The 24,745-nt window shown below is 59.1% G+C and carries 27 protein-coding genes; 9 read left to right on the forward strand and 18 right to left on the reverse strand.

Annotated elements, in window-relative coordinates; all coding sequences use genetic code 11:
• The 5 genes from Q7W83_RS00185 to Q7W83_RS00205 all read right to left on the reverse strand — a co-directional run.
• Window positions 1-533 (reverse strand): SCO family protein (locus Q7W83_RS00185; protein WP_473655522.1); only part of this gene is annotated, 533 nt, incomplete at its 3' end.
• Window positions 530-1,429, reverse strand: a complete 900-nt coding sequence (gene cyoE, locus Q7W83_RS00190) for a heme o synthase (RefSeq protein ID WP_473655523.1) — start codon at window positions 1,427-1,429, stop codon at window positions 530-532. The genes cyoE and Q7W83_RS00185, both read right to left, overlap by 4 nt.
• On the reverse strand, window positions 1,417-2,496 hold the full coding sequence (locus Q7W83_RS00195) for a COX15/CtaA family protein (RefSeq protein WP_473655524.1): 1,080 nt from the start codon (window positions 2,494-2,496) through the stop codon (window positions 1,417-1,419). Before Q7W83_RS00195 ends, cyoE begins: the two co-directional genes overlap by 13 nt.
• Window positions 2,497-2,506: 10 nt before the next feature.
• Window positions 2,507-3,100: a hypothetical protein gene (locus Q7W83_RS00200; RefSeq protein ID WP_473655525.1), complete on the reverse strand. Its 594-nt coding sequence runs from the start codon at window positions 3,098-3,100 to the stop codon at window positions 2,507-2,509.
• Window positions 3,066-3,806, reverse strand: coding sequence for an SURF1 family protein (locus Q7W83_RS00205; RefSeq protein WP_473655526.1), 741 nt, complete (start codon window positions 3,804-3,806; stop codon window positions 3,066-3,068). The genes Q7W83_RS00200 and Q7W83_RS00205 overlap by 35 nt, the downstream gene beginning before the upstream one ends.
• Window positions 3,807-3,876: 70 nt before the next feature.
• Between Q7W83_RS00205 and Q7W83_RS00210 the strand changes: the two genes are divergently transcribed.
• Window positions 3,877-4,080 carry a twin transmembrane helix small protein gene (locus Q7W83_RS00210; RefSeq protein ID WP_094469789.1) on the forward strand — a complete coding sequence of 68 codons (204 nt, stop codon included), beginning with the start codon at window positions 3,877-3,879 and terminating at the stop codon, window positions 4,078-4,080.
• Window positions 4,081-4,084: 4 nt separating this feature from the next.
• Here the strand turns inward: Q7W83_RS00210 and Q7W83_RS00215 are convergent, their stop codons facing one another.
• The 4 genes from Q7W83_RS00215 to coxB form a co-directional block, all read right to left on the reverse strand.
• A complete protein-coding gene (locus Q7W83_RS00215; protein ID WP_473655527.1) occupies window positions 4,085-4,972 on the reverse strand; it encodes a cytochrome c oxidase subunit 3 in 888 nt (295 codons plus the stop codon).
• A 25-nt stretch (window positions 4,973-4,997) separates the two neighbouring features.
• On the reverse strand, window positions 4,998-5,549 hold the full coding sequence (locus Q7W83_RS00220) for a cytochrome c oxidase assembly protein (protein ID WP_150630706.1): 552 nt from the start codon (window positions 5,547-5,549) through the stop codon (window positions 4,998-5,000).
• 129 nt (window positions 5,550-5,678) lie between these two features.
• Window positions 5,679-7,268: a cytochrome c oxidase subunit I gene (ctaD, locus tag Q7W83_RS00225; protein WP_253434367.1), complete on the reverse strand. Its 1,590-nt coding sequence runs from the start codon at window positions 7,266-7,268 to the stop codon at window positions 5,679-5,681.
• 82 nt (window positions 7,269-7,350) lie between these two features.
• The gene (gene coxB, locus Q7W83_RS00230) at window positions 7,351-8,478 is read right to left on the reverse strand and encodes a cytochrome c oxidase subunit II (RefSeq protein WP_150639381.1); all 1,128 of its coding nucleotides are present in this window, start codon (window positions 8,476-8,478) and stop codon (window positions 7,351-7,353) included.
• Between the two features lie 371 nt (window positions 8,479-8,849).
• Here coxB and Q7W83_RS00235 point away from each other — a divergent pair, with 371 nt between their 5' ends.
• Window positions 8,850-9,500: a hypothetical protein gene (locus tag Q7W83_RS00235; protein ID WP_150630709.1), complete on the forward strand. Its 651-nt coding sequence runs from the start codon at window positions 8,850-8,852 to the stop codon at window positions 9,498-9,500.
• Between the two features lie 125 nt (window positions 9,501-9,625).
• On the opposite strand, the gene Q7W83_RS00240 is transcribed toward Q7W83_RS00235, so the two are convergent.
• The 3 genes from Q7W83_RS00240 to Q7W83_RS00250 form a co-directional block, all read right to left on the reverse strand.
• Complete coding sequence (locus tag Q7W83_RS00240; RefSeq protein WP_150630710.1) at window positions 9,626-11,152, reverse strand: SulP family inorganic anion transporter; 1,527 nt, start codon at window positions 11,150-11,152, stop codon at window positions 9,626-9,628.
• A gap of 90 nt (window positions 11,153-11,242) precedes the next feature.
• Complete coding sequence (locus Q7W83_RS00245) at window positions 11,243-11,974, reverse strand: carbonic anhydrase (RefSeq protein WP_150630711.1); 732 nt, start codon at window positions 11,972-11,974, stop codon at window positions 11,243-11,245.
• Window positions 11,975-12,218: 244 nt separating this feature from the next.
• Window positions 12,219-13,277, reverse strand: a complete 1,059-nt coding sequence (locus tag Q7W83_RS00250; protein ID WP_150639380.1) for a PA0069 family radical SAM protein — start codon at window positions 13,275-13,277, stop codon at window positions 12,219-12,221.
• A 232-nt stretch (window positions 13,278-13,509) separates the two neighbouring features.
• Between Q7W83_RS00250 and Q7W83_RS00255 the strand changes: the two genes are divergently transcribed.
• Both Q7W83_RS00255 and Q7W83_RS00260 read left to right on the forward strand, forming a co-directional pair.
• Entirely contained in the window at window positions 13,510-13,815 is a 306-nt protein-coding gene (locus Q7W83_RS00255; protein WP_473655528.1) for a hypothetical protein, read from the forward strand.
• Between the two features lie 200 nt (window positions 13,816-14,015).
• A complete protein-coding gene (locus tag Q7W83_RS00260; protein WP_150630714.1) occupies window positions 14,016-14,657 on the forward strand; it encodes a phosphatase domain-containing protein in 642 nt (213 codons plus the stop codon).
• Window positions 14,658-14,665: 8 nt separating this feature from the next.
• Here Q7W83_RS00260 and Q7W83_RS00265 read toward each other — a convergent pair whose 3' ends face one another.
• The 3 genes from Q7W83_RS00265 to prlC all read right to left on the reverse strand — a co-directional run bounded on the left by Q7W83_RS00265 (window position 14,666) and on the right by prlC (window position 19,183).
• Complete coding sequence (locus Q7W83_RS00265) at window positions 14,666-16,705, reverse strand: M3 family metallopeptidase (RefSeq protein WP_473655529.1); 2,040 nt, start codon at window positions 16,703-16,705, stop codon at window positions 14,666-14,668.
• A 115-nt stretch (window positions 16,706-16,820) separates the two neighbouring features.
• Entirely contained in the window at window positions 16,821-17,108 is a 288-nt protein-coding gene (locus Q7W83_RS00270) for a YheV family putative zinc ribbon protein (RefSeq protein WP_150630716.1), read from the reverse strand.
• Complete coding sequence (gene prlC / locus Q7W83_RS00275) at window positions 17,105-19,183, reverse strand: oligopeptidase A (RefSeq protein WP_191623653.1); 2,079 nt, start codon at window positions 19,181-19,183, stop codon at window positions 17,105-17,107. Before prlC ends, Q7W83_RS00270 begins: the two co-directional genes overlap by 4 nt.
• Window positions 19,184-19,245: 62 nt before the next feature.
• Between prlC and Q7W83_RS00280 the strand changes: the two genes are divergently transcribed.
• The gene (locus Q7W83_RS00280; RefSeq protein ID WP_150630718.1) at window positions 19,246-19,791 is read left to right on the forward strand and encodes a gamma carbonic anhydrase family protein; all 546 of its coding nucleotides are present in this window, start codon (window positions 19,246-19,248) and stop codon (window positions 19,789-19,791) included.
• Between the two features lie 27 nt (window positions 19,792-19,818).
• Window positions 19,819-20,469 carry an HAD family hydrolase gene (locus Q7W83_RS00285; protein WP_150630719.1) on the forward strand — a complete coding sequence of 217 codons (651 nt, stop codon included), beginning with the start codon at window positions 19,819-19,821 and terminating at the stop codon, window positions 20,467-20,469.
• A gap of 93 nt (window positions 20,470-20,562) precedes the next feature.
• On the opposite strand, the gene Q7W83_RS00290 is transcribed toward Q7W83_RS00285, so the two are convergent.
• On the reverse strand, window positions 20,563-21,654 hold the full coding sequence (locus tag Q7W83_RS00290) for an aminopeptidase (protein ID WP_150639375.1): 1,092 nt from the start codon (window positions 21,652-21,654) through the stop codon (window positions 20,563-20,565).
• A gap of 60 nt (window positions 21,655-21,714) precedes the next feature.
• Between Q7W83_RS00290 and Q7W83_RS00295 the strand changes: the two genes are divergently transcribed.
• A complete protein-coding gene (locus Q7W83_RS00295) occupies window positions 21,715-22,137 on the forward strand; it encodes a PA0061/PA0062 family lipoprotein (RefSeq protein ID WP_150630721.1) in 423 nt (140 codons plus the stop codon).
• A 40-nt stretch (window positions 22,138-22,177) separates the two neighbouring features.
• Window positions 22,178-22,600, forward strand: a complete 423-nt coding sequence (locus Q7W83_RS00300) for a PA0061/PA0062 family lipoprotein (RefSeq protein WP_150630722.1) — start codon at window positions 22,178-22,180, stop codon at window positions 22,598-22,600.
• Window positions 22,601-22,606: 6 nt separating this feature from the next.
• Here Q7W83_RS00300 and Q7W83_RS00305 read toward each other — a convergent pair whose 3' ends face one another.
• Window positions 22,607-22,846: a DUF1161 domain-containing protein gene (locus Q7W83_RS00305; protein ID WP_150630723.1), complete on the reverse strand. Its 240-nt coding sequence runs from the start codon at window positions 22,844-22,846 to the stop codon at window positions 22,607-22,609.
• Between the two features lie 150 nt (window positions 22,847-22,996).
• Entirely contained in the window at window positions 22,997-23,425 is a 429-nt protein-coding gene (locus Q7W83_RS00310; RefSeq protein ID WP_150630724.1) for an OsmC family protein, read from the reverse strand.
• Window positions 23,426-23,668: 243 nt separating this feature from the next.
• Between Q7W83_RS00310 and Q7W83_RS00315 the strand changes: the two genes are divergently transcribed.
• Window positions 23,669-24,670 carry an LLM class flavin-dependent oxidoreductase gene (locus Q7W83_RS00315; protein WP_150630725.1) on the forward strand — a complete coding sequence of 334 codons (1,002 nt, stop codon included), beginning with the start codon at window positions 23,669-23,671 and terminating at the stop codon, window positions 24,668-24,670.
• Window positions 24,671-24,745: the final 75 nt, after the last annotated feature.

Here is a 24,745-nt window from a genome sequence, read left to right on the forward strand (position 1 = left end):
AGGTTGCCACTGTGGTCAACCGTGTAATTCGGCTTGCTGGTGTCCGCCGGAATAAACGGAATGCTCACCGCGTTGGCCAGTTTCTGAATGTCTTCCACCGACGACGCTGTCAGGCCCAGGAATTGCGGATCGAAATAGCCCAGGTATTGCTTGAGCTGCTTGGGCGTGTCGCGATTGGGATCGACGCTGACCAGAATGATCTGCAGTTTTTCCACAGCCTCAGGCGGCAATTCGCTCTTGATCTGCCGCAGTTGGGCGAGGGTGGTCGGGCAGATGTCCGGGCAGAAGGTGTAGCCGAAGAACAGCAGGCTCCATTTGTCTTTCAGCGCATTGACGGCTACCGGTTTGCCGTCCTGATCGGTCATCGTCACGTCCGGCAGATTACGGCTTTGCGGCAACAGGATGATCCCGGCGTCAATCAACGCAGTCGGGTCGCCCTGGCCTTTGCCGGACAGCACTTTGTTGATGGTCAGGCCCAGGACCAGCGCGATCAGGGCGACAAGGATGAAGACGGTTTTCTGGGTTCGAGTCATAGGTTCAACAGTAGGTAGTGGTCTACGAGCAGCGCGATAAACAGCAGGAACAAGTAGTAAATAGAGTACTTGAACGTGTTGATCGCTGCGTGCGGCCGAGTGCCACGGTACAGCACCACGGCCCATTGCAGAAACCTTGCGCCCAGTCCCAGCGCACAAATCAGGTAAAGCATGCCGCTCATGTGGATCACGTACGGCATCAGGCTCACGGCCAGCAGTGCGAAGGTATAAAGCAGGATGTGAATCTTGGTGTATTGCTCGCCGTGGGTCACCGGCAGCATCGGAATGTCGGCCTTGGCGTATTCTTCTTTGCGGTGAATCGCCAGTGCCCAGAAGTGCGGCGGGGTCCAGGCGAAGATGATCAGCACCAGCAACAGCGGTTCGGCGCTGATGTGGCCGGTGGCCGCCGTCCAGCCGAGCAGCGGCGGGGCGGCACCGGCGAGGCCGCCGATGACGATGTTCTGCGGCGTCGCGCGTTTGAGGAAACCGGTGTAGACCACCGCGTAACCGAGCAAGGAGGCGAGGGTCAGCCAAGCGGTCAGCGGGTTGGTGAACGCCAGCAACAACGCCTGACCCAGCACCGCCAGCACCAAGGCGAACGTCAGTGCCGCCGTCGGTGAAACCCGGCCTTCGGCCAAGGGACGTTTATGGGTGCGCGCCATCACTGCGTCGATGCGCCGGTCCACCACGTGATTCACCGCCGCCGCACCGCCAGCGCACAAGGCGATCCCCAGGTTGCCGAACACCAGCACCGTCCACGGCACCCCGGCGCGGGTCGCGAGGAACATGCCGACCAGCGAGGTGATGAGCATCAGCACCACCACTTTCGGCTTGGTCAGCTCCAGGTAGTCACGCCAGATCGCCTGACTGGGACGTGCGCCGATCAGAGTCGCCATGGCATCTCTCCTTTTATTGGTATGGGCCCGGCTGAATGTTTACGCGGGCTGAAGCGCCAGCGCGCAGGGGATTGCTGTTTGACCCGAACAAGACGGGTTCGCGCGTGATAATTGACCAGCACCATCGTCAGCAACAACGCGGCGCCGCCGGCGTTGTGGGCGACGGCCACCGGCAGCGGCAGGTGGAACAGCACGTTGCTGATGCCGAGGGTAATTTGTGCGGCGAGGGCGATCAGCACCAGCCCGGCCAGGCGGGTCATGCCGACGACTTTCAGTTGCCACGCCAGCCCGAGCAGTACCAGCGTCACCAGCAGCGCGCCGATGCGGTGAGTGACGTGAATCGCGGTGCGGGCATCGCTGTCCAGTTGTCCGCCGAGGTAATTGGGGCCGATGTGTTGGGTCAGGTGAAAACCGTTGGCGAAGTCCGCCGGAGGCAGCCATTGGCCGTGGCACGTCGGAAAGTCGATGCAGGCCACGGCGGCGTAGTTGGAACTGACCCAGCCACCGAGGGCGATCTGCCCGATCACCAGCAGCAACCCGGCCGTGGCCCAATACTGCAAACGACGCGGTACGGTCAGCGCCGGCAGTACGCCGGACAGGCGCAAGGTCAGCAGAAACAACAGGCTCAGCGTGGCAAAACCCCCGAGCAAATGCCCCGTCACCACTTGCGGCCAGAGCTTGAGCGTCACCGTCCACATGCCGAAAGCCGCTTGGGCAATCACCACGGCCAGTAAAAACAATGGCAACTTCACCGGTTGCCCTGGATGACGCCGATGAACCCAGGCGCGGCCGGCCAATACTGCAATCATCATCCCCAGCGCACCGGCGAAGTAGCGGTGGACCATCTCGTTCCAGCCCTTGTGGGCTTCCACCGGTGCATCAGGAAAATGCAGTTCGGCATGGGCCAGTTGGGCTTCGCTTTTCGGCACGCTGATAAAGCCATAGCAGCCCGGCCAGTCCGGACAGCCGAGGCCGGCGTGGGTCAGGCGGGTGTAGGCGCCGAGCAGCACCACAATCAGTGCCAGCAGGGTGGCAAACAGCGCGAGGCGAAATCCAGGTTTGGCCATGACGATGCCCTTATCCGATGTTCGACAGTTTCAGCAAATGACGCAGGTCGTTGAGCAGATCCTTGCCCTTCACCGTCGGGTCGTAGCGCAGCACCAGATTGCCGTGAGGGTCGATGATCCACAGTTGCGGCATGGTTTTGTCGCCGGTGGTCTTACTGAAGGTGGTCAGGTCCATGGGAAAGCGCTGCAGTTGCGGGTATTCGCGGTTCAGCTTGGCTTCGTAGTCGCTGCTCAGCGGTTGTGCGGCGGCCAATGCATGACTGGCGCGAGAGGCATCGCGACCGAGGCCGATCTGGATTTGCCGCGCCAGATACACCAGTTGCTGGCAGTCCACCGAGCAATCTTTCGGCGCGGTGACCAGTATCTGCCAGCGTTGCTCTTGCGCCTGCACGCCGAGGTCGGCGCGGGTCTGGCCGTTGCCGATCAGTTCGCCGTGATAGCTGCGACCCTCCGGCACCCAGAACTGCAACTTGTACATGCCCGTGGCGAGGATCATCGGACCGATCACCCCGAGCAGGATCAGCAACAACTGCAAGCGACCCTTGCGCCGGTTCGCCGGCGTTTTCGCCTCAGACATGCTGGGTGGATTCATGGCCGCTCCCATGGTGTTTCTCCTTTGCGTTGTGCCAGCCGAGGTAGATAAAAAGGCCAAGCAGGGCGATCGACATGGCGAACCACTGCACGGCATAAGCGATATGTTTTTCCGGCCCCATGGCCACCACCGGCCAATCGGCCTGGTAAGTCGCGGGTCCGGTTTCTGCGCGCAATTCGTAGGCAAAACCTTCACGGTCCAGCGCCTTCCAGAGCTTCGATGAATCGACGGCGGTGACTAATTCAGGCCAGGTGGTGGTGTTCGGATCAGCATGTAATTGAAAGGTCGCGCCGGGCGAAACGTAGACCCAGGCATCAAGACTCAGCGTTTGCGTCGGCGTGGTGAACTGCGGCGGTGTACGCCGGTCCGGCCACGGCAGCCAGCCGCGATTGACCAGCAGCCACAGCCCGGTGGCCTGATCCTGAAACGGTTGCAGCAGCTCGACGCCGACCTTGCTGTCACGCTGACGGTTATCCAGCAGCAGGCTGTGCGCGGCATCGAATTGGCCGTGCAGTCGGACGCGGCGGAACGCTGGGTCTTCGGTGTGTTGCAGCTCGGTGCTGGCCATCGGTTCGGCGGCACGGCGCTCGGCGTAGGTGTGGAGCAGCGCGCTTTTCTCCGCGCCCCGGTTCAGTTGCCAGAAGCCGAGCGACACCAGCAGCGGCAGCAGGAATGCGACCACCAGCGTCGGCACGACGCCCGGGCGAAAGCGCTTCATGGCTTCGCCAGAAAGTCGGTCATCGCGATAGCTATACTCAAGTGCATCGCCTTACCCCCGGAGTCTCACCATGCTCAAAGCAGCCATCGTCCTGATGCTGATTGCCACGGTTGTCAGCCTGTTCAGCGGCCTGTTTTTTCTGGTCAAGGACGACAGCAGCTCGAACCGCCTCGTCATTGCCTTGAGTGTTCGTGTTGCCCTGGCCGCCATTACCGTCGGCTTGATTGCCTGGGGTTTTTTCAGCGGCCAGTTAGTCTCTACTGCGCCTTGGTAAAGCCTCAGAGCACGTAGACGAAAACAAACAGCCCGATCCACACCACGTCCACAAAGTGCCAATACCAACTCGCCGCCTCGAAGCCGAACTGGTGCTCGTTATCGAAGTGCCCGCGCATGATCCGCATCAGCATCACGAACAGGATGATGGTGCCGATGGTCACGTGGGCTCCGTGGAAACCGGTGAGCATGAAGAAGGTCGCGCCGTAGATGCCAGAACCCAGGGTCAGGCCCAGTTCGTGGTAGGCATGCATGTACTCTTCAGCCTGAAAGCCGAGGAACGCGCAGCCCAGTAACACGGTGATCGCCAGCCAGATTTTCAGCGCGCCGCGATGGCCCTTTTTCAAGGCGTGGTGGGCGATGGTCACGGTGACGCTGGAGCTCACCAGCAACACGGTGTTGAGCAGCGGCAGGCCCCAGGGGCTGATGACTTCCTTGGGTGGCGGGAACAATTTCGAGTCGGGGTTGTTCAGCAGTGGCCAGACGAACTCGAAGTTGGGCCAGAGCATATGCGCGATCCCTTTGGTGCCTTCCCCGCCGAGGGCCGGACCGGAGACATGGCGCACATAAAACAGCGCGCCGAAGAAGGCGATGAAGAACATCACTTCCGAGAAGATGAACCAGCTCATGCCCCAGCGGAACGAGCGATCCATCTGCGCGCTGTACAACCCTGCGCGACCTTCCTTGATCACCGTGCCGAACCAGCCGAACAGCATGTAGGCCAGCAGCAGGCCGCCAACGAAAAAGATCAGCGGGCCGTGGGATTCCGGCCGCGCGGCCTTCAGATCGTTGAACCAGGTCGCCAGACCGAACACGGTGACGAACATGCCAACCGTGGCGATGATCGGCCATTTGCTCTGGGCCGGTACGTAATAGTGTTCATGAGTTGCCATTTATTGTTCTCCTTATCGGGCACGCTCAGCCGCCAGTGTTTACAGCTACCGGTGGATGTCGGGCGGTGATATCGAACAGCGTGTAAGACAGCGTCAGATGCTTCACATCCTTGGGCATGTCACGGTCAACGATGAAACGTACCGGCATCTCGATCCGTTGACCGGGCTGCAGCACTTGCTGGGTAAAGCAGAAGCATTCGGTCTTGTGGAAATAGGCCGCGGCGTTGCTCGGCGCGATGCTGGGTACAGCCTGAGCGCTCATCGGCTTATCGGTCGGGTTGTGCGCGATGAAAATCATCTCGTTGACCGCGCCCGGATTGGCTGTCAGTTCGTCGCTCTTGGGGTAGAAATCCCAGGACATGTCGGCGGAATTGGTCGACAGGAACTGCACCCGTACCTGCCGCGAGGTATCGACGGTTTGCTCGCCTTCGTATTGCCCGGCGGTCTTGCCGTTGATGCCGAACGCCTTGCACATCACGTCGTAGATCGGCACCAGGGCAAACCCGAAAATAAACATCGCCACCACCACCATCAGCAGACGGGTGACCAGTTTTTTCATCGAAATAGAATCAGCCATGATTCCAACTCCCTACCGGGAACCCTGTGGGAGCTGGCTTGCCAGCGATGCGGCCGACGCGGTGTGTCAGGCAGGCAGCCTTCGCTGGCAAGCCAGCTCCCACAGGCGTTCCTGCAAGGCCGAAGGCGTTCATTTCACTTCCGGCGGAGTAGTGAACGTGTGATACGGCGCCGGTGACGGAATGCTCCACTCCAGGCCTTCCGCGCCATCCCACGGTTTGGCTGGTGCTGGCGGGCCGCCGCGAATGGTTTTGATCACGATGAACAGGAAGAAGATCTGCGTGGCACCGAACATGAACGCGCCGATCGACGACACCATGTTGAAGTCGGCGAATTGCAGGTTGTAGTCCGGAATCCGCCGCGGCATGCCCGCCAGCCCCACGAAGTGCATCGGGAAGAACGCCATGTTCATGCCGATGAACGAGAGCCAGAAGTGCAGCTTGCCGAGGGTTTCGTCGTACATGTGGCCGGTCCATTTCGGCATCCAGTAATAGGCCGAAGCAAAGATCCCGAAGATCGCCCCCGGCACCAGTACGTAGTGGAAATGCGCGACCACAAAGTACGTGTCCTGATATTGGAAGTCCGCCGGTGCAATGGCCAGCATCAGCCCGGAGAACCCTCCGATGGAGAACAGGATCACGAACGCCACCGCAAACAGCATCGGTGTCTCGAAGGTCAGCGAGCCTTGCCACATGGTGCTGGCCCAGTTGAACACCTTGACCCCGGTGGGCACCGCGATCAGCAGCGTCGCGTACATGAAGAACAACTCGCCCACCAACGGAATGCCGACCACAAACATGTGGTGCGCCCAGACGATGAACGACAGGAACGCGATGCTCGCCGTCGCATAAACCATCGAGGTGTAGCCGAACAGCGGTTTGCGCGAGAAGGTCGGGATGATTGAGCTGACGGCGCCGAAGGCCGGCAGGATCATGATGTACACCTCGGGGTGACCGAAGAACCAGAACACATGCTGGAACAACACCGGGTCACCGCCACCGGCGGCACTGAAGAAACTGGTGCCGAAGTGAATGTCCATCAGCATCATCGTCACGCACCCGGCCAGCACCGGCATCACCGCAATCAGCAGGAATGCGGTGATCAGCCAGGTCCAGACGAACAGCGGCATTTTCATCAACGTCATGCCGGGGGCGCGCAGGTTGAGGATGGTGGCGATCACGTTGATCGCGCCCATGATCGAGCTGATCCCCATCAAGTGGATGGCAAAGATGAAGAACGTCACGCTTTCCGGCGCGTAGGTCGTCGACAGCGGGGCGTAGAACGTCCAGCCGAAGTTCGGCCCGCCGCCGGGAGTGAACAGGGTCGACACCAGCAGGATGAACGCCGCCGGCAGCAGCCAGAAGCTGAAGTTGTTCATCCGCGGCAGGGCCATGTCCGGCGCGCCGATCATCAGCGGGATCATCCAGTTGGCGAGGCCGACGAAGGCTGGCATCACCGCACCGAAAACCATCACCAGACCATGCATGGTGGTCATCTGGTTGAAGAATTCCGGCTGGACGATCTGCAACCCCGGCTGGAACAGCTCGGCGCGAATCACCATCGCAAACGAACCGCCGAGCAAGAACATGGAGAACGCAAACCACAGGTACAGCGTGCCGATGTCTTTGTGGTTAGTGGTCAGCACCCAGCGCATCAGGCCTTTGGCGGGGCCGTGGGCATGGTCGGTGGCATGACCGTGGTCATCAATTACAGCGCTCATGGCCTGTCTCCTGCAAACAGATGGGCTGGGCGGGCCGGGGCGCACAGCCCCGACCGGTTCCTTGGGTGCGCAATAGACCGGGTCATTGGCTTTCCGCCTGTTTCAGCTCCAGCACTTCTTTAGGGGTGACCATGTCGCCCTTGTTGTTGCCCCAGGCGTTACGTTCATAGGTCACGACCGCTGCGATATCGACTTCCGAAAGCTGCTTGCCGAACGCCGCCATCGCGGTGCCGGGCTTGCCGTGGTAGACGATGCTCAGGTGATCCTTGATCGGGCCGGTAGCGATTTTCGAGCCTTTGAGTGCCGGGAACATCGGTGGCAGGCCCTGACCTTCAGCCTGGTGACAGGCCACGCAGGTGGTGTGATAGACCTTGTCGCCGCGCTCTTTGAGCTCGTCGAGGGTCCATTCCTTGCTGGTCAGTTCTTTGAGCTGCAGGGCCTCGGCCTTGCGCTCGCCCAGCCATTTTTCGTAATCGGCCTTTTCCTTGACCTCGACCACGATCGGCATGAAGCCGTGGTCCTTGCCGCACAGCTCGGCGCACTGGCCACGGTAAATGCCGGGCTTGTCGATACGGGTCCAGGCTTCGTTGACGAACCCCGGGATCGCATCGCGCTTGACCGCGAAGGCCGGCACCCACCAGGAGTGGATGACGTCGGCGGAGGTCACAAGGAAGCGCACCTTGGCGCCAATCGGCAGCACCAGCGGCTTGTCGACCTCGAGCAAGTAGTGCTCGCCCTTGGTTTCCTTGTTGTGAATCTGATCGGCGGGGGTGGCCAGGTTGCTGAAGAACTCGACGTCCTGGCCCAGGTATTTGTAGTGCCACTTCCACTGATAACCGGTGACCTGGATATCGATATCCGGCTCACTGGCGTCGTACATCTTGATCAGGGTCGCCGTCGCCGGTACCGCCATGGCCACCAAAATGATGAAGGGCACGATGGTCCAGAGGATTTCGACGGTGGTGCTTTCATGAAATTTCGCGGCCACCTGCCCGGTCGAGCGGCGGTGGAGGATCATCGACCAGAACATGGCGCCGAAGACGATGATGCCGATCACTACACAGATCCAGAAAATGGTCATGTGCAGGTCAAATACTGCGTGACTGATTTCAGTCGCTCCCGGCGCCATATTTACAGTCCAGGCGGCTTGCGCCTGACTGAAAATCGACCACAACAGGAGGCCCATCCAGACGTGTGGATGTCGCATCATTGCGGGTTCCCCTTATCGTTCTTGTTATCCCGCCGGCTTTCACCTGCGGCAAGGGAGCGGCTTTTTCAGACTACGAACTTGAATCGCCGGGTCTTGCTGCGTGTGCAGTCGGACGTCATCAGCTAACTCCATTCCACCCCGAGTATAGACAGCGACTGCCACCTCGCAATGTGGGGGCGTAAATCATCTGAAACAGCTAGGGCTTGCGTTCCAGGTCACGAATGGAGAAGGATGCAGGCGAGTGGTGGCACATCGATATAACTTTGACGTCTCAAGGATGAAATATTTATGACAAATGCGTCTTAGCCATTTTTGGATGCCAGCTAAGTTATGTCTTCCCTATTTCATTGCCTTTGTTTCCTGGAGTTTTCATGAACACCGCCGCATTGCGCGAGCAGATCCAAAAAGCCCAACAACACGAGGCCGAGACTGGCCTGCTGACGCGTCAACTGGAAAGCAAACTGCCTCATCTTCACCCATCGATCCAACTGCCGGAGGCGGATGCCAAGGGCGTGCTGACGCGTTTTGTCGCCGCTTACATCAATGAAGTGCCTGATCTGCTGGATGCAGCCAATGAAGTTGCCAGGGAAGCGGGTATCGAGTCACAGATCAAACCGGTGCTGGAAATCGCCGAGCAGTACTTCCTCCAGCCGCCAGCGCTCATGGCCGGGCACATCGGGCTCGACAGTCTGCTGGACGAGGCCTATCTGGCGCATCGGTTTGTCGAAGAGGTCAACGACCTGTACATCAAGCACTTTGGCCAGCCACTGATCCCCTTGGACATGACTGTCGCCAACCTGATTGCTCACCAGCTGATCGGTGAGGAATTTGCCAACCAACTCGATGAGGCGGTGCATCACGCCGTGGACAGCATGCTCGACGACGAAAGCTTTGCGCTGGAGTCGGTGGAAAGCTACCGTGAAAAACTCAGCAGCCCGGATACCGGCGCCGCGTGGAAGCGCTGGCCATGCATGTCCCGACGGTTAGGCGTGGGCCTGGAGCTGGATCAGCCCGCCGCCTGATTCTTTGGAATCGACACCATCCCCAGAGGGAGGGAGCCTGCTCGCGATAGCGTTGTATCAGTCGACATTAATGTTGAATGACACGCCGCAATCGCGAACAGGCCCGCTCCCATATTGTTGGTGTTTTATGCCGTGGAACCTACTCCGGTAGTCGTCCGCAACCGTCCTTCCAGCCTGCGCTTCAACCCCCGCGCTTCAATCAACAGCGTCGAACCCTTGGCCGCATTGGCCCGACCCCATTCCTCAAGCAACTCCAGGCACGAATGATCGATGTAGCTCAGGTTATTGAGCGGCACATGCACCGTCGCGCCGGCGGGGATGGTCCCCAGCACCTGAGTCAGCGCCGGCACCTTGAGAAAGGTCGCCGCTCCGATCAGTCGCAATTCCATTTCTCCGTCCTTGGGCAGATCGATCAGGCTGATCTTCAACCGCGAGGCTTTCCACGCCAGTTTGGCCAGGGTCAGGCCGAAGCCGATCAGCACACCCGTCAACAGGTCGGTGAAGATGATCGCCAGCGCTGTCGCCGCGTAAGTGAACATCGGCATCCGGCCGTATCGACCCAGGCTGCGGAAGGCTTTCAGATCCACCAATTTGAAACCGGTGTAAACCAGCACACCCGCCAGGCTCGCCACGGGAATGCTTTGCAGTACGCTCGACAGCAGCAACACGAACGCCAGCAGCCACAGGCCATGGAATATCGTCGACATTCGTGTGGTGGCGCCGGCCTGGACGTTGGCCGAACTGCGCACGATCACGCCCGTCATCGGCAACGCACCGAGCAAGCCGCAGAGCATGTTGCCAACACCCTGAGCCGACAATTCCCGGTCGAAGTCCGAGCGTTGGCCGCTGTGCATGCGGTCTACTGCTGCGGCCGAGAGCAGGGTTTCGGCGCTGGCGATGAAGGCCACGGCGAAGGCGGCAATCAGCAAGGTCGGGTCGGCGAGGTTAAGCAAGTCTGCCGGTTTCAGCCAGTCGATGGCTTCCGCCAGATTGGCCGGGACTTCGACCCGTTTGACCGGCAAGGCGAGCATCAGGCTGGCGACAGTCGCCAGACCTACTCCCAGTAGCGCACCCGGAATGAAGCGCAGGGAATAGGGGCGGAGTTTTTCCCACAGCCACATCACCGCTATCGTCGCGAGCCCGAGCAAACCGGCCTGCCATCCAAAAGAAGGCAAGGCTTGCGCCACGGCCGCGGGGAAGGCGGCCAGGTTATCCAGGCCGGACGGTTTCGGCACTGAGTCGAGCATCACATGCACCTGTGACAACACGATCAACACGCCAATCCCGGCCAGCATGCCGTAGACCACCGCAGGCGCCGTCACCCTAAACCAGCAGCCGAGCTTCAATCGTCCGGCGACCAGTTGCAGGAACCCCGCCAGCAGCAGGATAGGCCCGAGCATGGCGATGCCATGCTGGCGCACCAGTTCGAACACCAGAACGGCCAGACCTGCCGCCGGACCACTGACTTGCAGGGGCGAACCCGCGATCCAGCCCACCACCAGCCCACCGATGATCCCGGTGATCAGGCCTTTGGCGGGTGGCAGGCCCGAGGCGATGGCGATGCCCATGCACAGGGGTAGGGCCACCAGAAACACCACCACGGAAGCGAGCAGCTCCCGTGGCAGAACAGCTTTGAGTTGCGCTGCACGCATGTTGATTCTCCCGAAGTTTTCTTCAGGCATGGCGAGGCCGGACCGCTGAAACAGCGGCCGGGGTCAAACCACACAGATTTTTAGGAAGATTTAGAAGCGCGCTTTGGGCGTCGCCACCGGAGTCGGATGGCTGCCATCGAGCGGCAGGAAACGACTCTGATCGGCGTCATAAGCTTTGATTGCGCTGGTTTCGATGTCATAGACCCAGCCATGGATGAACAGATGACCGTTCGCCATGCGCGAGGCTACCGAGGGATGAGTACGCAAGTGCTGCAATTGGGCGATGACATTCTCTTCGGTGAGGATGTGCATCGTTTCGTTTTCGTCGGTGCAGTTGCAGTTGTCATGCACCATGGTTTTCGCGACTTCCGCATGCCGCAGCCAGGCTTTGACCGTGGGCATCTTTTCCAGGCTGTCGGGATTGAGCACCGCACGCATCGCGCCACAATCGGAGTGGCCGCAGATGATGATGTGTTGCACGCCCAGCGCCAGCACCGCGTACTCGATGGCGGTGGAAACGCCACCGTTCATTTGACCGTAAGGCGGTACGACGTTGCCCACATTGCGGGTCACGAACAGATCGCCAGGCGAACTGTGGGTGATCAGTTCGGGCACGATGCGCGAATCGGCGCAGGTAATGAACATCGCCCTGGGCTGTTGAGCGGTGGCGAGTTTCTTGAAGAGCTCTTCCTGCTGCGGAAAGATCTCATGATGAAAATGCAAAAAGCCGTCAACGATATGCTTCAACGCTGCATCGGCGGTTTCCGCCTCGGGCTGGGCTGAAGCCGATGCAGCCAACGGCTGTTTATCCTTGTCACTCATGAATTCATCCTCATTGGCGGAGTCAGGGAATTTTCCCGTTTTGTCCGGTGTGAAGCCAGTGGCTGTTTAAAAAACATCCGGGCCGGAAATCTCGACCCGTCAGTCACTCGATGAACAAGGTAGCGGTCGAAACTTAACTCAAACTGAATGAACCGCTCTAGAACGTGTGTTCCAGATCACAAAAAACGTGACCAGCCTAAGTGCGTCGCACGTTTCCCACCCCTCAACCATAGGCCAATTGTCCTCAAATCAGCGACATCTGGCGACCCGGCGGACAAAAGGCTTCGCAATCCAGATTGAAACCTTCCCGCCGATTGAGTCCCAGGCGCTTGATGGTTTTGGCAAAGCGTTGCGCCAGCAGGTCGGCAAATGGACCTTCGCCGCGCATCCGGCTGCCAAACCGGCTGTCGTAGAGCTCGCCACCGCGGCTTTGGCGGATCAGGCTCAACACATGTGCCGCCCGCTGAGGATAATGGGCCGCCAGCCATTCTTCGAACAACGGCGCCACTTCCAGTGGCAGGCGCAGCATCATGTACGCAGCACTCTGAGCACCCGCCGCGTGCGCTTCGGTCAGCAGGCTTTCGAGTTCGCTGTCGTTGATCATCGGAATCATTGGCGAACACAGAACGCCTACCGGAATCCCGGCTTCACGCATCACCCGGATCGCGCGCAATCGAGCCTTGGGCGCAGCGGCGCGAGGTTCGAGGATGCGTTTGAGTTCATCGTCCAGGCTGGTCAGGCTGATCATCACCGCCACCAGCCTTTGCTCGGCGAGCTCGGCCAGCAGGTCCAGGTCGCGAAGAATCAGCGAGCCCTTGGTGATGATGGTCACCGGGTGACGGTATCGCAGCAGCACTTCCAGGGTTTGGCGGGTGATCCGGTGTTCGCGTTCGATCGGCTGGTAAGGATCGGTGTTGGAGCCCAGGTTGATCGGCGCACATTGATAGCCGCGTTTGGACAGCTGTTCTTCCAGCACATCGGCGGCGTTGGTCTTGGCAATCAGCTTGGTTTCGAAATCCAGCCCCGGCGACATGTCCCAATAGGCGTGGCTGGGCCGTGCATAGCAATAAATGCAGCCGTGCTCGCAACCGCGGTAGGGATTGATCGAGCGATCGAAGGGCAAGTCCGGCGAGTTGTTGCGGGTGATGATGGTTTTAGCGGTCTCGATGCGCACCTCGGTGCCCTGGGTCGTCGGCGCCTCCTGATACCAGCCATCGTCCTCCGCCACCGAGCGGTTTGGCGCGAAGCGGTTGTGCGGGTTGGTGGCGGTGCCGCGGCCGCGGGGTGGCAGGGGAATGCTCATCGGACGATACTCGTAGCTGTATGTGCATACAGTATCGAAGGTTGAGCCCACCGACCAGTGCCGTTCGGCGCTCTGGCAAAACAGGACAACCATTTGCTGTGCAATTGACCGATAAGTACAACTTGGCGCAACGCCGGGAAACATATATCGAATAGCCCCTGCGCTAACTTGATAAGTAGTATTCGCTTCACACGTAGTTGTATGTACTTACTCATTAAAGGGAATTTAATAAATGTCGTTCTTTAATCAACGCGGTATCTTTCTACAATTGCTGGCGCCGAGTATTGCCAATCCACGGGAGGCCCGGGTGTCGATGCAACTTGCTCGCAAGGAGTTGGGGTGGGATCCCGTGAATGAGCTGTCTACGGAGGCTTTGGTGGACTCTGTCTACGTGATGGCGTCCTCAAATGATGGTGGCCGGTCTTTCAATATCAACGTAGTCAATAGCGATGTGGACGGTGACGGCGATATCAATAGTTATGATAAGGATAAACTGTTGGCCTTGGCAAAAGCGTATTCCAGCATCGTCAATCCTTAAATCAATTTATCAATTAAGCCTGTGTGAAATTTTATGCAGGTTTAGTTGTAAGGGGGCATGAAGAACTGTCATGCATGGTTGATAAATCGTTTGCCAACGGGCTGATTCACAATTCTTTGACAGACGGCTCACGGGTCTTTGACTGATCAGGGCGCAATCTGGCCGCGTCATCCCGCCTCTTCAGCATACGGTCGCCGAGCATGTCCCCACGCCTTATCCCTGCGATGTGCCTGTCGCTGGTCGCATTCCTCAACCTGACGTTCGCCCACGCTGACGACGCGGGCGCTCCTCGTCCTGCGGAGTGGGCTCAATCGGTTGAAGTGCAGTACAACCTCTTCCAGATGTCTCCAACCCTCTACCGCAGTGCATTGCCCGACCGCGGAGCCGTCCCGTTGCTGAAAAAACTCAAGGTCGCCACCGTGATCAACTTCCTGCCCGAGTCGGACTCAAGCTGGTTGGCCACGCCCGGTATCGATCAGGTGCAGTTGCCTTATCGCACCAATCACGTGGATGACGCGGATGTACTCAAGGCCCTTCGCACCGTTCAGGCTGCCGAAGCCAAAGGTCCGGTGCTGATGCACTGCAAACACGGTTCGGACCGGACTGGCCTGATGGCCGCCATGTACCGGGTGGTCGTGCAGGGCTGGAGCAAGGAAGACGCCCTGAGCGAGATGACTCAAGGTGGCTTTGGCGACAGTACCCACTTCAAGGACGGTATTCGCTACATGATGCAGGCTGATGTCGAGAAGCTGCGCACTGCGCTGGCCAACGGGGATTGCAGCACGAGTCCATTCGCGGCCTGCTCGATGAAGAGCTGGTTCAAATCGGCCCACGTCCAATAAACATCGCATCAGTGCATTGCGGATGTCTGTGCCTTCGGGAAAAAACCTTCCTCGATCGGCCGTCCGAGGAAGTCTTCAAGGGCCGTCAGCAAAGAACGCGAATCGCCCGGTGAGAAAAAAGCTTCGCGAAAGGCCCGTCCCGTTTGGGGGTTGAAGATCCAGTCCCGCTGAAACCGTTTGAAGGCTTCGCTGGCCAACACCCCTGACCATTTGTAGGCGTAAACCGAGGCCCCGTAACCGGTCACCATATAGTCAAAGCTATTGGCCAGGCGGCAATAGGATGGCAGTTGCAAGTGCGGAACGACGTGCTGCACGTCTTCAAATACCTGCTGGATGCTACGGCCATCGCCTTGGCAGCGATGAAGCTCGAAGTCGAACAGAGCGCTCAATAACAGTTGTGCAGTCTGCCAACTGTTCTGCGATTGAATGGCCGCCAGCGCCGCATCGACACGTTCTTCGGTCAGACGCTCGCCCGTCTGATAGTGAGCGGCGAGCCACAGTAGAAACTCCCGCGACAGGCACCACAGTTCGAACAGCTGCCCCGCGAACTCTCCGCTGTCGCGTCCCCGCTGGGAAATGCCGGAAAGGGTGTAGTGGGGTGAGCGCGTCAGAACATGCTGCAAACAATGGCCGAACTCATGGAAAAGAACGCGCAGGTCCTGGTGCACGAGGAGGCAGGGTTGATCGGCGATCCCTGGCGTGAAGTTGCCAAAGAGAATGGCCGTCGGCAGCGTCAACTGACCTTCGGCATTCTCTCGCCGGGTTCTCGGCGTCGCGGTCCAGGCATAGTCCGCAGCCTCCTCCCGGTGAAAAGGATCGAGGTAGATATGCCCGATTACCTGCCCATGCTCTCTGATTTCAAACAGGCGCACACTGTTGTGCCAGCGGTCGAACGCTTTCTGCTCGATGATCTGAATCCCGAACATGCGTTCGCAGAAGAGGCAAAGCCGAAGTAACGTTCCGTCCAGAGGAAAATAGGCCTTCAGGTTTTTCAAGACGCCGTTGTGCTGGTGCTGGCGCCATTGTTCGGCGAGAAACTCCTGGTCCCAGGGTTGGACCTGCTCGATGCCGTGCTCCAAAGCAAAAGCCTTGAGCACCTCTGCATCCTTTTCGAGGTCTGGCGTTGCCAGCGCTGCTTGCCGTCGCAGAAAGCCGTCGACTTGTGCGGTTGACTCGGCCATTTCCGTTTCCAGGCTGAGTTGCGCGAAGTTTTCATAACCAAGCAAGCGAGCTTTCTGGTGACGCCGGGCCAGCAGCAACTCCAGTACCGGACCATTATCGAATTGTCCGGCGTGAGGGCCTTGATCGGAAGCGCGTGTGGTGTAGGCCACGAAGTATTCTTCGCGCAGGGCCCGATCTTCGGCGCGGGTCATGACTTGCTGGTAGGTGTTCTGGTCCAGGCGCATGAGCCAGCCGTCATGTCCGGCCTGCTGCGCGTTGAGCGCCAGGCGATCCTTTGTCGCCCGGGATAAACCACTCAGTCGCTCGATGTCGTCGATTAGCTTGGTCCAGGTTGCGGTGGCGCTCTGAAGTTGAGTCAAAAACAGGCTTTGCAGCGCGCTGATGTCCAGGTTGATGCGTGCCATTTGCGGCTGTTGCTCGGCAGGCAAGTCGACGCCTGACAGGCGAAACCTGCGCAAAATCTTGTTCAGTACCGCTTTGCGAGGCTCGTCGAAATTTATCGCGACCGAGCCTTGAGCCAGCCGTTGGTAGGCCCGGTACAGTGCCTTATTGCTCCGCAGGTCGGACTTGTAAAGCGCCACGGCGTTGCTGCACCGGGTACTCGCCTGCTCCCAGGCATTGTCCTGTTTGACCGTGCTGAGGATTTCGATGATGGCCATGGCTTCATCTACCCGTGCATTCGTTTCATCGACGGCCAGCACCAGATCATCCCAGGTCGGGAGCATGGCTTGGGACTCGATGATGTCGGTCAGGGCCTGACGATTGTCAGCAATGATGGTTTGGATGGCCGGTAGCAGATGCTCGGCGCGGACCTGCGACCAGGGCGGCAGGTAATGGGACTGTAAAAGCGGATTGGTGTCGGGCATGGCGTCTTCCTTGAACAACTTGGCTGGTTTCGATCAGCCTACAAAGGAAGCGCGAGGGAGAGGTGGTAGATAGTTACCACCTTCCACTCGTTCAGAAGTGGAAGGTGGCTATGACTCAGTGCTGCTCGTCAGGCTTTTTCTTCAGCTTCGGGTTCGGGAAAAACTGTACGGCCTGAACCTTGGCGTCCGGTACCTTCAGCGCCGAAACATTGACCCGCGTCCCCAATTCCTTGGGAACGGACAGGCCTTGTTCATTCAGCGTGTCGGAATAGCCGCAGCCCACGCATTCGCGATGCGGGACATCGTCTTCGCTCCACATCATCAACTTGTCCGGCTCACTACAGGCCGGGCAGACCGCCCCGGCGATGAAGCGTTTTTTCGTCTTCACAGGTGCCTCGCTCATGCTGCTGCGTCCTCACTCAGGCCGCTGTGGCGCAAGAGTGCGTCAATCGACGGTGCACGGCCACGGAAGTCGACGAACAGCACCATCGGTTCCTGAGAACCACCGCGCGCCAGGATCGCTTCGCGGAAGGCGCGACCGGTTTCGGCATTGAGCACGCCGTCCTCTTCGAATTTTGAGAAGGCATCTGCCGAGAGTACTTCAGCCCATTTGTAGCTGTAGTAACCCGCCGCATATCCGCCGGCGAAAATGTGCGCGAAGCTGTTCGGGAAGCGGTTGTAAGCAGGAGGACGCATGACCGAGACCTCGTCGCGTATACCTTCGAGCACTTGCAGCACGCTGCGGCCGTCACCGTGGGTGGCGTGCAGTTCAAAGTCGAACAGCGAGAATTCGAGCTGACGCACCATCATCAGGCCGGACTGGAAGTTCTTCGCCGCGAGCATTTTTTCCAGCAGATCCTGGGGCAGTGGCTCGCCGGTTTCGTAATGACCGGAAATCAGCGCCAGACCTTCCGGCTCCCAGCACCAGTTTTCCATGAACTGGCTTGGCAATTCGACCGCATCCCAGGCCACGCCGTTGATGCCGGATACGCCGGCGTGCTCGACGCGGGTCAGCAGGTGATGCAGGCCATGACCGAATTCGTGGAACAGGGTGGTCACTTCATCGTGGGTCAGCAACGCAGGCTTGCCGCTGTCGGCCGGTGTGAAGTTGCACACCAGGTTGGCCACCGGGCTTTGCAGCACGCCCTCAGCCGTGCGACGACGGTCGCGGGCGCCGTCCATCCAAGCGCCACCGCGCTTGTTGGCGCGGGCGTAGAGGTCGAAGAAGAAGCGGCCGACATGCTGGCCGTTTTCCTTGATCTCGAACAGGCGAACGTCCGGGTGCCAAGTGTCGAATCCTTTCTGCTCGGCGATCTCGATGCCGTACAGACGTTGAACGATCGCGAACAGGCCGCTCAACACTTTGTCGATCGGGAAGTAAGCGCGCAGGGCTTCCTGAGCAACGCTGTAACGTTGTTCGCGGAGTTTTTCACCGTAGAAACCGCTGTCCCAGCTTTGCAGGTCCGGGCAGCCCTGTTCGGCGGCGTAGGCCTTGAGCTGTTCCAGATCCCGGGCGGCGAACGGTTTGCTGCGCTTGGCCAGGTCGCGAAGGAAACTCAGCACCTGATCGCTGGATTCGGCCATCTTGGTGGCCAGGCTCAGCTCCGAGAAGCTGGCGAAACCCAAGAGTTTTGCCAGTTCCTGACGCAGGTCGAGGATTTCTTCCATCACCGGGCCGTTATCGTTCTGACCGGCATTCGGGCCTTGGTCCGACGCACGGGTGCAGTAGGCGGCGTAGACTTCTTCGCGCAGGGCTCGGTCGTGGGCGTAGGTCATCACCGCGAAGTAGCTCGGGAATTCCAGGGTGATCAGGAAGCCTTCCAGATCTTTGGCCTGGGCTGCCGCAGCCATTTGCGCCTTGGCCGAATCGGTCAGTCCGGCGAGGGCGGCTTCGTCGGTAACGTGCTTGGTCCAGGCTTGAGTCGCGTCGAGCAATTGGTTGGAAAAGCGGCTGCCCAGTTCGGAGAGCTTGCTTTGTACTTCGGCGTAACGTTTTTGCTCGGCTTCTGGCAGGTCGATACCCGACAGGCGGAAGTCACGCAGGGAGTGTTCCAGGATAGTTTTCTGCGCGACGTCGAAACCGGCGGCTTCCGGGCTGTTGGCAAGGGCTTCGAAGGCCTCGAACAGTTCGCGGTTCTGGCCCAGCTCGGTGGAGTAGGCGCTCAGCGCTGGCAGGCAGGACTCGTAGGCCTCACGCAATTCGGCGCTGTTGCACACGGCATTCAGGTGACTGACCGGGCTCCAGGCGGCGCCGAGGCGATCGTTGAGTTCGTCCATCGCCAGCACCAGGCCGGCCCAGGTCGGCTGTTTGCCCTGGGTTTTGAGGATCTCGATAATGGCGGCGCGGTTGTCAGCCAGGATCTGTTCAATGGCCGGTTGCACGTGTTCGGCCCGGATCGCCGAGAACGGCGGCAGGTCGTAGGACTGCAAAAGAGGGTTGTTCACGCTCACGTTTGGCACCTTGGCTGGAAGAAACATGCAGCCATCTTAATTACAATCGACGCTCACCGCAGCTATCGGCAACAGAGAGAAACCCTATCGTGACCCTTCGCAAGTATCAGAACCACACGCCGCTGCTGGGCAAAGGCGCTTTTGTCGACAGTTCGGCGGTGGTGATCGGCGACGTCGAAATCGGCGATGACAGCTCCGTTTGGCCGCTGACGGTGATCCGCGGTGACATGCACCGCATCCGCATCGGTGCGCGCACCAGCGTGCAGGACGGCTGTGTGCTGCACATCACCCATGCCGGGCCGTTCAACCCCGATGGCTTTCCGTTGCTGATTGGCGACGACGTGACCATCGCGCATAAAGTCATGCTCCATGGCTGCAGCGTGGGCAGCCGGGTGTTGATTGGCATGGGCAGCATTGTCATGGACGGTGCGGTGGTCGCGGATGATGTGATCATCGGCGCCGGCAGCCTGGTGCCACCGGGCAAGCGCCTGGACAGTGGTTTTCTGTATGTCGGGAGTCCGGTGAAACAAATCCGCCCGCTGACGGACAAGGAAAAAGCCTTTTTCACCTACAGCGCGGCGAATTACGTGAAGCTCAAGGACCTGCACCTGGCTGAAGGCTACGATCAGCTCTGACTCCGGCGCTCTTATTCAGGATTCAACATGCATTACCAAACCGTTTTGTTCGACCTCGATGGCACCCTGACCGACCCGCGTGAGGGCATCACCCGTTCGATTCAGTTCGCCTTGAGCAAACTCGGTATCGAAGAGCCCGACCTGACCAAACTCGAACACTTCATCGGCCCGCCGTTGTTGCAGGCGTTCATGCAGTTCTACGACTTCGACGAACCGAAGGCGTGGGAGGCCGTGAATTTCTATCGCGAGCGCTTCAAGGTCACCGGTCTGTATGAAAACCGCGTGTTCGATGGCGTCACGCCGCTGCTGGAAACGCTGGGCGGGCAAGGGCGCCAGCTTTACATCGCGACCTCCAAGCCGTGGATCTTCGCCCGGGAAATCGCCCGGCACTTCGACTTCGCCAAACACTTCAAGGTGATTTACGGCAGCGAGCTGGATGGCACGCGGACCAATAAGGTCGAGTTGATCGCCCACTTGATGGCCGAAGAAGGCCTAGACCCGACCAACACGCTGATGATCGGCGACCGCAAGCACGACCTGATCGGCGCGCGCAGCAATGGGCTGGATGCGGCAGCGGTGGGTTACGGTTTTGGCAGCCACGAAGAGCTGAACGCTGAAGCGCCGACCTATCATTTTGAAACGCTGGATGAGATGCACCAGGCGTTTTTGCGGCGCTAGCAAGTACGCCTTCGCGGGCAAGGCCTCTCCCACAGTGGATTTGCGACATCCGGAGATCCCTGTGGGAGCGGGCTTGCCCGCGAAGAGGCCGGTTCAATCAACGGAAATTTTCAATTCCGCTAACACTTTCAACGCCACTTTTCGTTCTCCGGCCGGTAACGCACCAAGCCTCTCCACCGCCGCATAAAACGCCACCCAATCCCCGCCCGTCTGCCTGAACAACGTGGAAAACGCTGGCACCCATTGGTCATACAACCCAAACGGCAACAGCCGGGCATTGTTCATCGGCGCGTTGATCCACGCGTCGTAGCGTTTATCCCCGGCCCATTGGCTGTCGCGTATCTGCCGGTACTCGGCTCTTAATCGCTCGAATTCTGCTGCTTTGCGTTGACGCATCTGTTCGGCGGGTAGCGGCTGGGCATACAGCCGTTCAAGCCGCGAGCGCGTATCCAGAACCAACTGAGTGAACTGATAGCGTTGCTGCGCCTGGGCGCCATTGTCCGGCGCCAGCCCACGATGGGCACGCCACTGCCGAGTGCCTTCCTGTTCCACGAAGGTGGCGAAAGATTCGTTGAACTCGGTGTCGTCCTTCACATAAACACGCTGGTGTGCCAGTTCATGGAAGATCAGCGTGGCTAACCGCTCGTCGCCCCAACCCATCATCGAACTGATAATCGGATCGTTGAACCAGCCGAGCGTCGAATAGGCCTCGACGCCACCGATCGACACGTCCATACCTTGCAGTCGCAACAACGCTGCCTCGCCGCGGGCGGAGCTCTGTTTGTAATAGCCGCGGTAGGCGACGCAACCGGCGACGGGAAAGCAGTGGTTTTGCGGCGTCAGGGAAAATTCCGGCGTGGCGAAGACGTTCCAGACCACAAACGGTCGGCCAATGTCGGCATACAAACGGTAACTCTGGTTATCCGGCAGATGCAGTTGCTGGCTGGCGAACGCCCGGGCCTTTTGCGACTGGGTCAGATGCGCGCGCAGCTTTTGATCGCGAGCAGGGTCGGCAATCACTTCGGAAACCGGCTCCCGAGCTCGCAGCAATTGCAGCTGACCACTGGCCAATTGGCTGTAATAGCTGACGCTGGCGCAACCGTTGAGCAACAAAAACAGCATACCCGGAAACAAAACGCGCAAAACGCGATCAAGTAACCCAAGGCTTGGAAGCGGCCTGATCAAAATAAAAACATCCCTGGAGAGTCTGCCCGCAAGACTATCCCGCCTGACTGGAGCTCCGCTATGCGCAAGATGATGCTGACGGGAGGCCTGTTGATGCTGACAGGTTGTGCAGGATTCGGATTACCCCACCATGATCCGGCTCAAGCGTGGATCGATCTCGATACACAGCAGCAAGACACCGCGTTGCAGGCGCTGGAAGTCGATGACAAGGCCTCCACCGACAAGCGCTATTTCGAGGTCCAGCCCGGCAGCCATGAGTTGACGGTGCGTTATCAGTTCCCGGTCGAGCCGAGCAACATCGGGCCGGACGCTGAGCCGCTATGGCGCGATTGCCAACTGAATGTGAAATTCAACAGCTTCAACGCGGGTGAGAAATATCAGCTGCAAGCAGGGAATATCGGTTTTCGGCCGTGGGCCAAGCTCTATGACCAACAGCGAAAGGTGATAGGCCAAGGCACACCGGCAGGCTGTCAACGCACCTGATCGGCGCTATGCTGAATAACCAATCATCGGGACATTCATCATGCGCAGGTTTTTGCTATTGCTCGCGGCAGGCGCCTTTGCCGGTTGCCAGAGCCCGTTACCGGCGGTCAATCCACAGATGGCCTGGATCGAATTCTCCACGCCATTCCCCAACGATAAGTTGCTGATGGCAGAACGACTGGACAATCAGCGATTGCGCGACGGCCGTTTTTTCCAGGTTACCCCCGGCAGCCATGAGCTGATTGTTCGATTCGACTTTGAAGTGCCCGGTGGCGGGAGCTTGGGTGTGATGAATGGTCCTTCGGAGCGGTTGTGCTACCTGACCATCAACTACGATCATTTCGAAGCAGGCCAGCGTTATGTGCTGGAAGGCCGTTCGATCGCGTTCACGCCTGGCGCTCGGTTGTACAACGCCAAGCGGGAAATCGTCGCTGAAGACCGAGCGTCCTATTGCCTCATGTGAGGCATATCAGCGGTCGTTCTTCTGGTAAATGATGGCTTTCCTACCGTAGTCGCACGTGCCGACGACCATCGCTGCATCATGCTTGTCGGCCTCTTCCTTCGAGACAATCTCCAGCGTGTACGAAGGCACGGCATTCGCCTGAATCTTCACTTCGATCTCATTCTTGAGTTCTTCGCAATCTTTGGGCGCCGCAATTGCCGAAGTCGCCAGCGCACCACAGATCATCGCCAGGGCAAAACGTTTCATGGTTGAAGCTCCTTTGAGGCAGCACACAGGTTGATGCGTTTTCGCTGCTGTCATTTATTCGACCACAGGGACGCCAGCCGGGTTTTGTTTCAGCGCAAAAAAATCGCAGCCTGTTGAAGGCTGCGATTTTTTTTACGCGATTGGACGAGTCTAGACCAGCGTCGCATCCAGACTGATCTTCGCATTCAGCACTTTGGACACCGGGCAGCCTTCTTTGGCTTTATTGCTCAATTCCTCGAACTGCGCCTGGGTGGCCCCGGGGATTTTTGCCTTCAGGATCAACTTCACCGCAGTGATCGCAAACCCGCCGTCGACCTGATCCAGTGTGACTTCGGCATTGGTATCGATGCTGTCAGCCTTGAGACCGGCATCGCCCAGAATCATCGAAAAAGCCATGGAGAAACAGCCGGCGTGGGCCGCGCCGATCAGCTCTTCCGGATTGGTGCCTTTACCGCCTTCGAAACGTGCCTTGAAGCCGTAGGGCGCTTCTCTGAGAACACCGGTTTCGGTGGAAATCGAGCCGATGCCGGTTTTCAGGTCACCTTCCCAATGCGCTGATGCTTTCTTGGTAATAGCCATGTCTGCCTCCTCAAGATCCGGCGCGAAGCGTCGCGCCTTCGTGGTTTTCGGTTGCTAGGGTTCTGAGGATAGACGGTGGTGCAAAGTTCATCTGATCTCATTAATCCTAGCGTTTTCGTAGGTTTTTTTGCCTCGGCTATTGAAACTCGGGTATATGCCCTCATTGCATGAAGCACGCTTATGGATTCGGCAGGTTTTCGTTTGTGAAAAAAAACCTGCGACCTCAATTGGAGAAGCAGGCTTATGAAACGACTGTCCGATATCAAATTCTCTACCCTTGATCTGGTGCCCGTGCGCGAGAACGGCAGCGCGGCCCAGTCGCTGCGCAACTCCCTGGACCTGGCGCAGCACGTCGAAAAATTCGGCTACAACCGCTTCTGGGTGGCCGAGCACCACAACATGGACGGCATCGCCAGCTCCGCGACCTCGGTGTTGCTTGGCTATCTGGCCGGCGGCACGTCGACCATTCGGGTGGGATCGGGTGGCGTGATGCTGCCCAACCACGCGCCATTGGTGATCGCCGAGCAATTTGGCACCCTCGAAAGCCTGTATCCGGGCCGGATCGACCTGGGCCTGGGCCGCGCCCCCGGTTCCGATCAGATGACCGCCCGCGCCTTGCGTCGTGAACGTTCCGGCAGCGCCGACGATTTCCCTGAAGATGTGGCGGAGCTGGTGCGCTACCTCGGCCCACGCACGCCGGACCAGCGAGTCATCGCCATGCCTGGCACCGGCACCAACGTCCCGGTCTGGTTACTGGGGTCTAGCCTGTTCAGCGCACAACTGGCGGGTGAGCGCGGTTTGCCCTACGCCTTTGCTTCCCATTTCGCACCGCGCTATATGCATGAGGCGATTCGCGTCTACCGCAATCACTTCAAGCCTTCAGCGGTATTGGACAAGCCCTACGTGATGCTGGGTGTTCCACTGGTTGCGGCAGACACCGACGAGCAGGCCGAGTATCTGGCAACTTCGGTTTATCAGCGCATCCTCGCGTTGATGCGTGGCCAGAGCCTGGTGCAGCGTCCGCCGGTGAAAACCATGGATGGCCTATGGCTGCCCCATGAGAAAGCAGCGGTGCATGATTTCCTGGGGCTGGCGATGGTGGGCAGCCCGCAGAAAATCCGGGCGAAGCTGGACGTGCTGATCGAGCAGACCCAGGCCGATGAGCTGATTTTCACCTGCGACCTGTACGAACACGCCGATCGCGTGCATTCCTACGAGCTGCTGGCGCAGGTCATGAAAGGCTAACGCTGAAACAGCGCCCATAAAAATCTATGGTCACCCCCATTTTTGCAATACTGATTAACGGATGGTGTGGTTGGT

Source organism: Pseudomonas sp. 300, assembly GCF_055803035.1.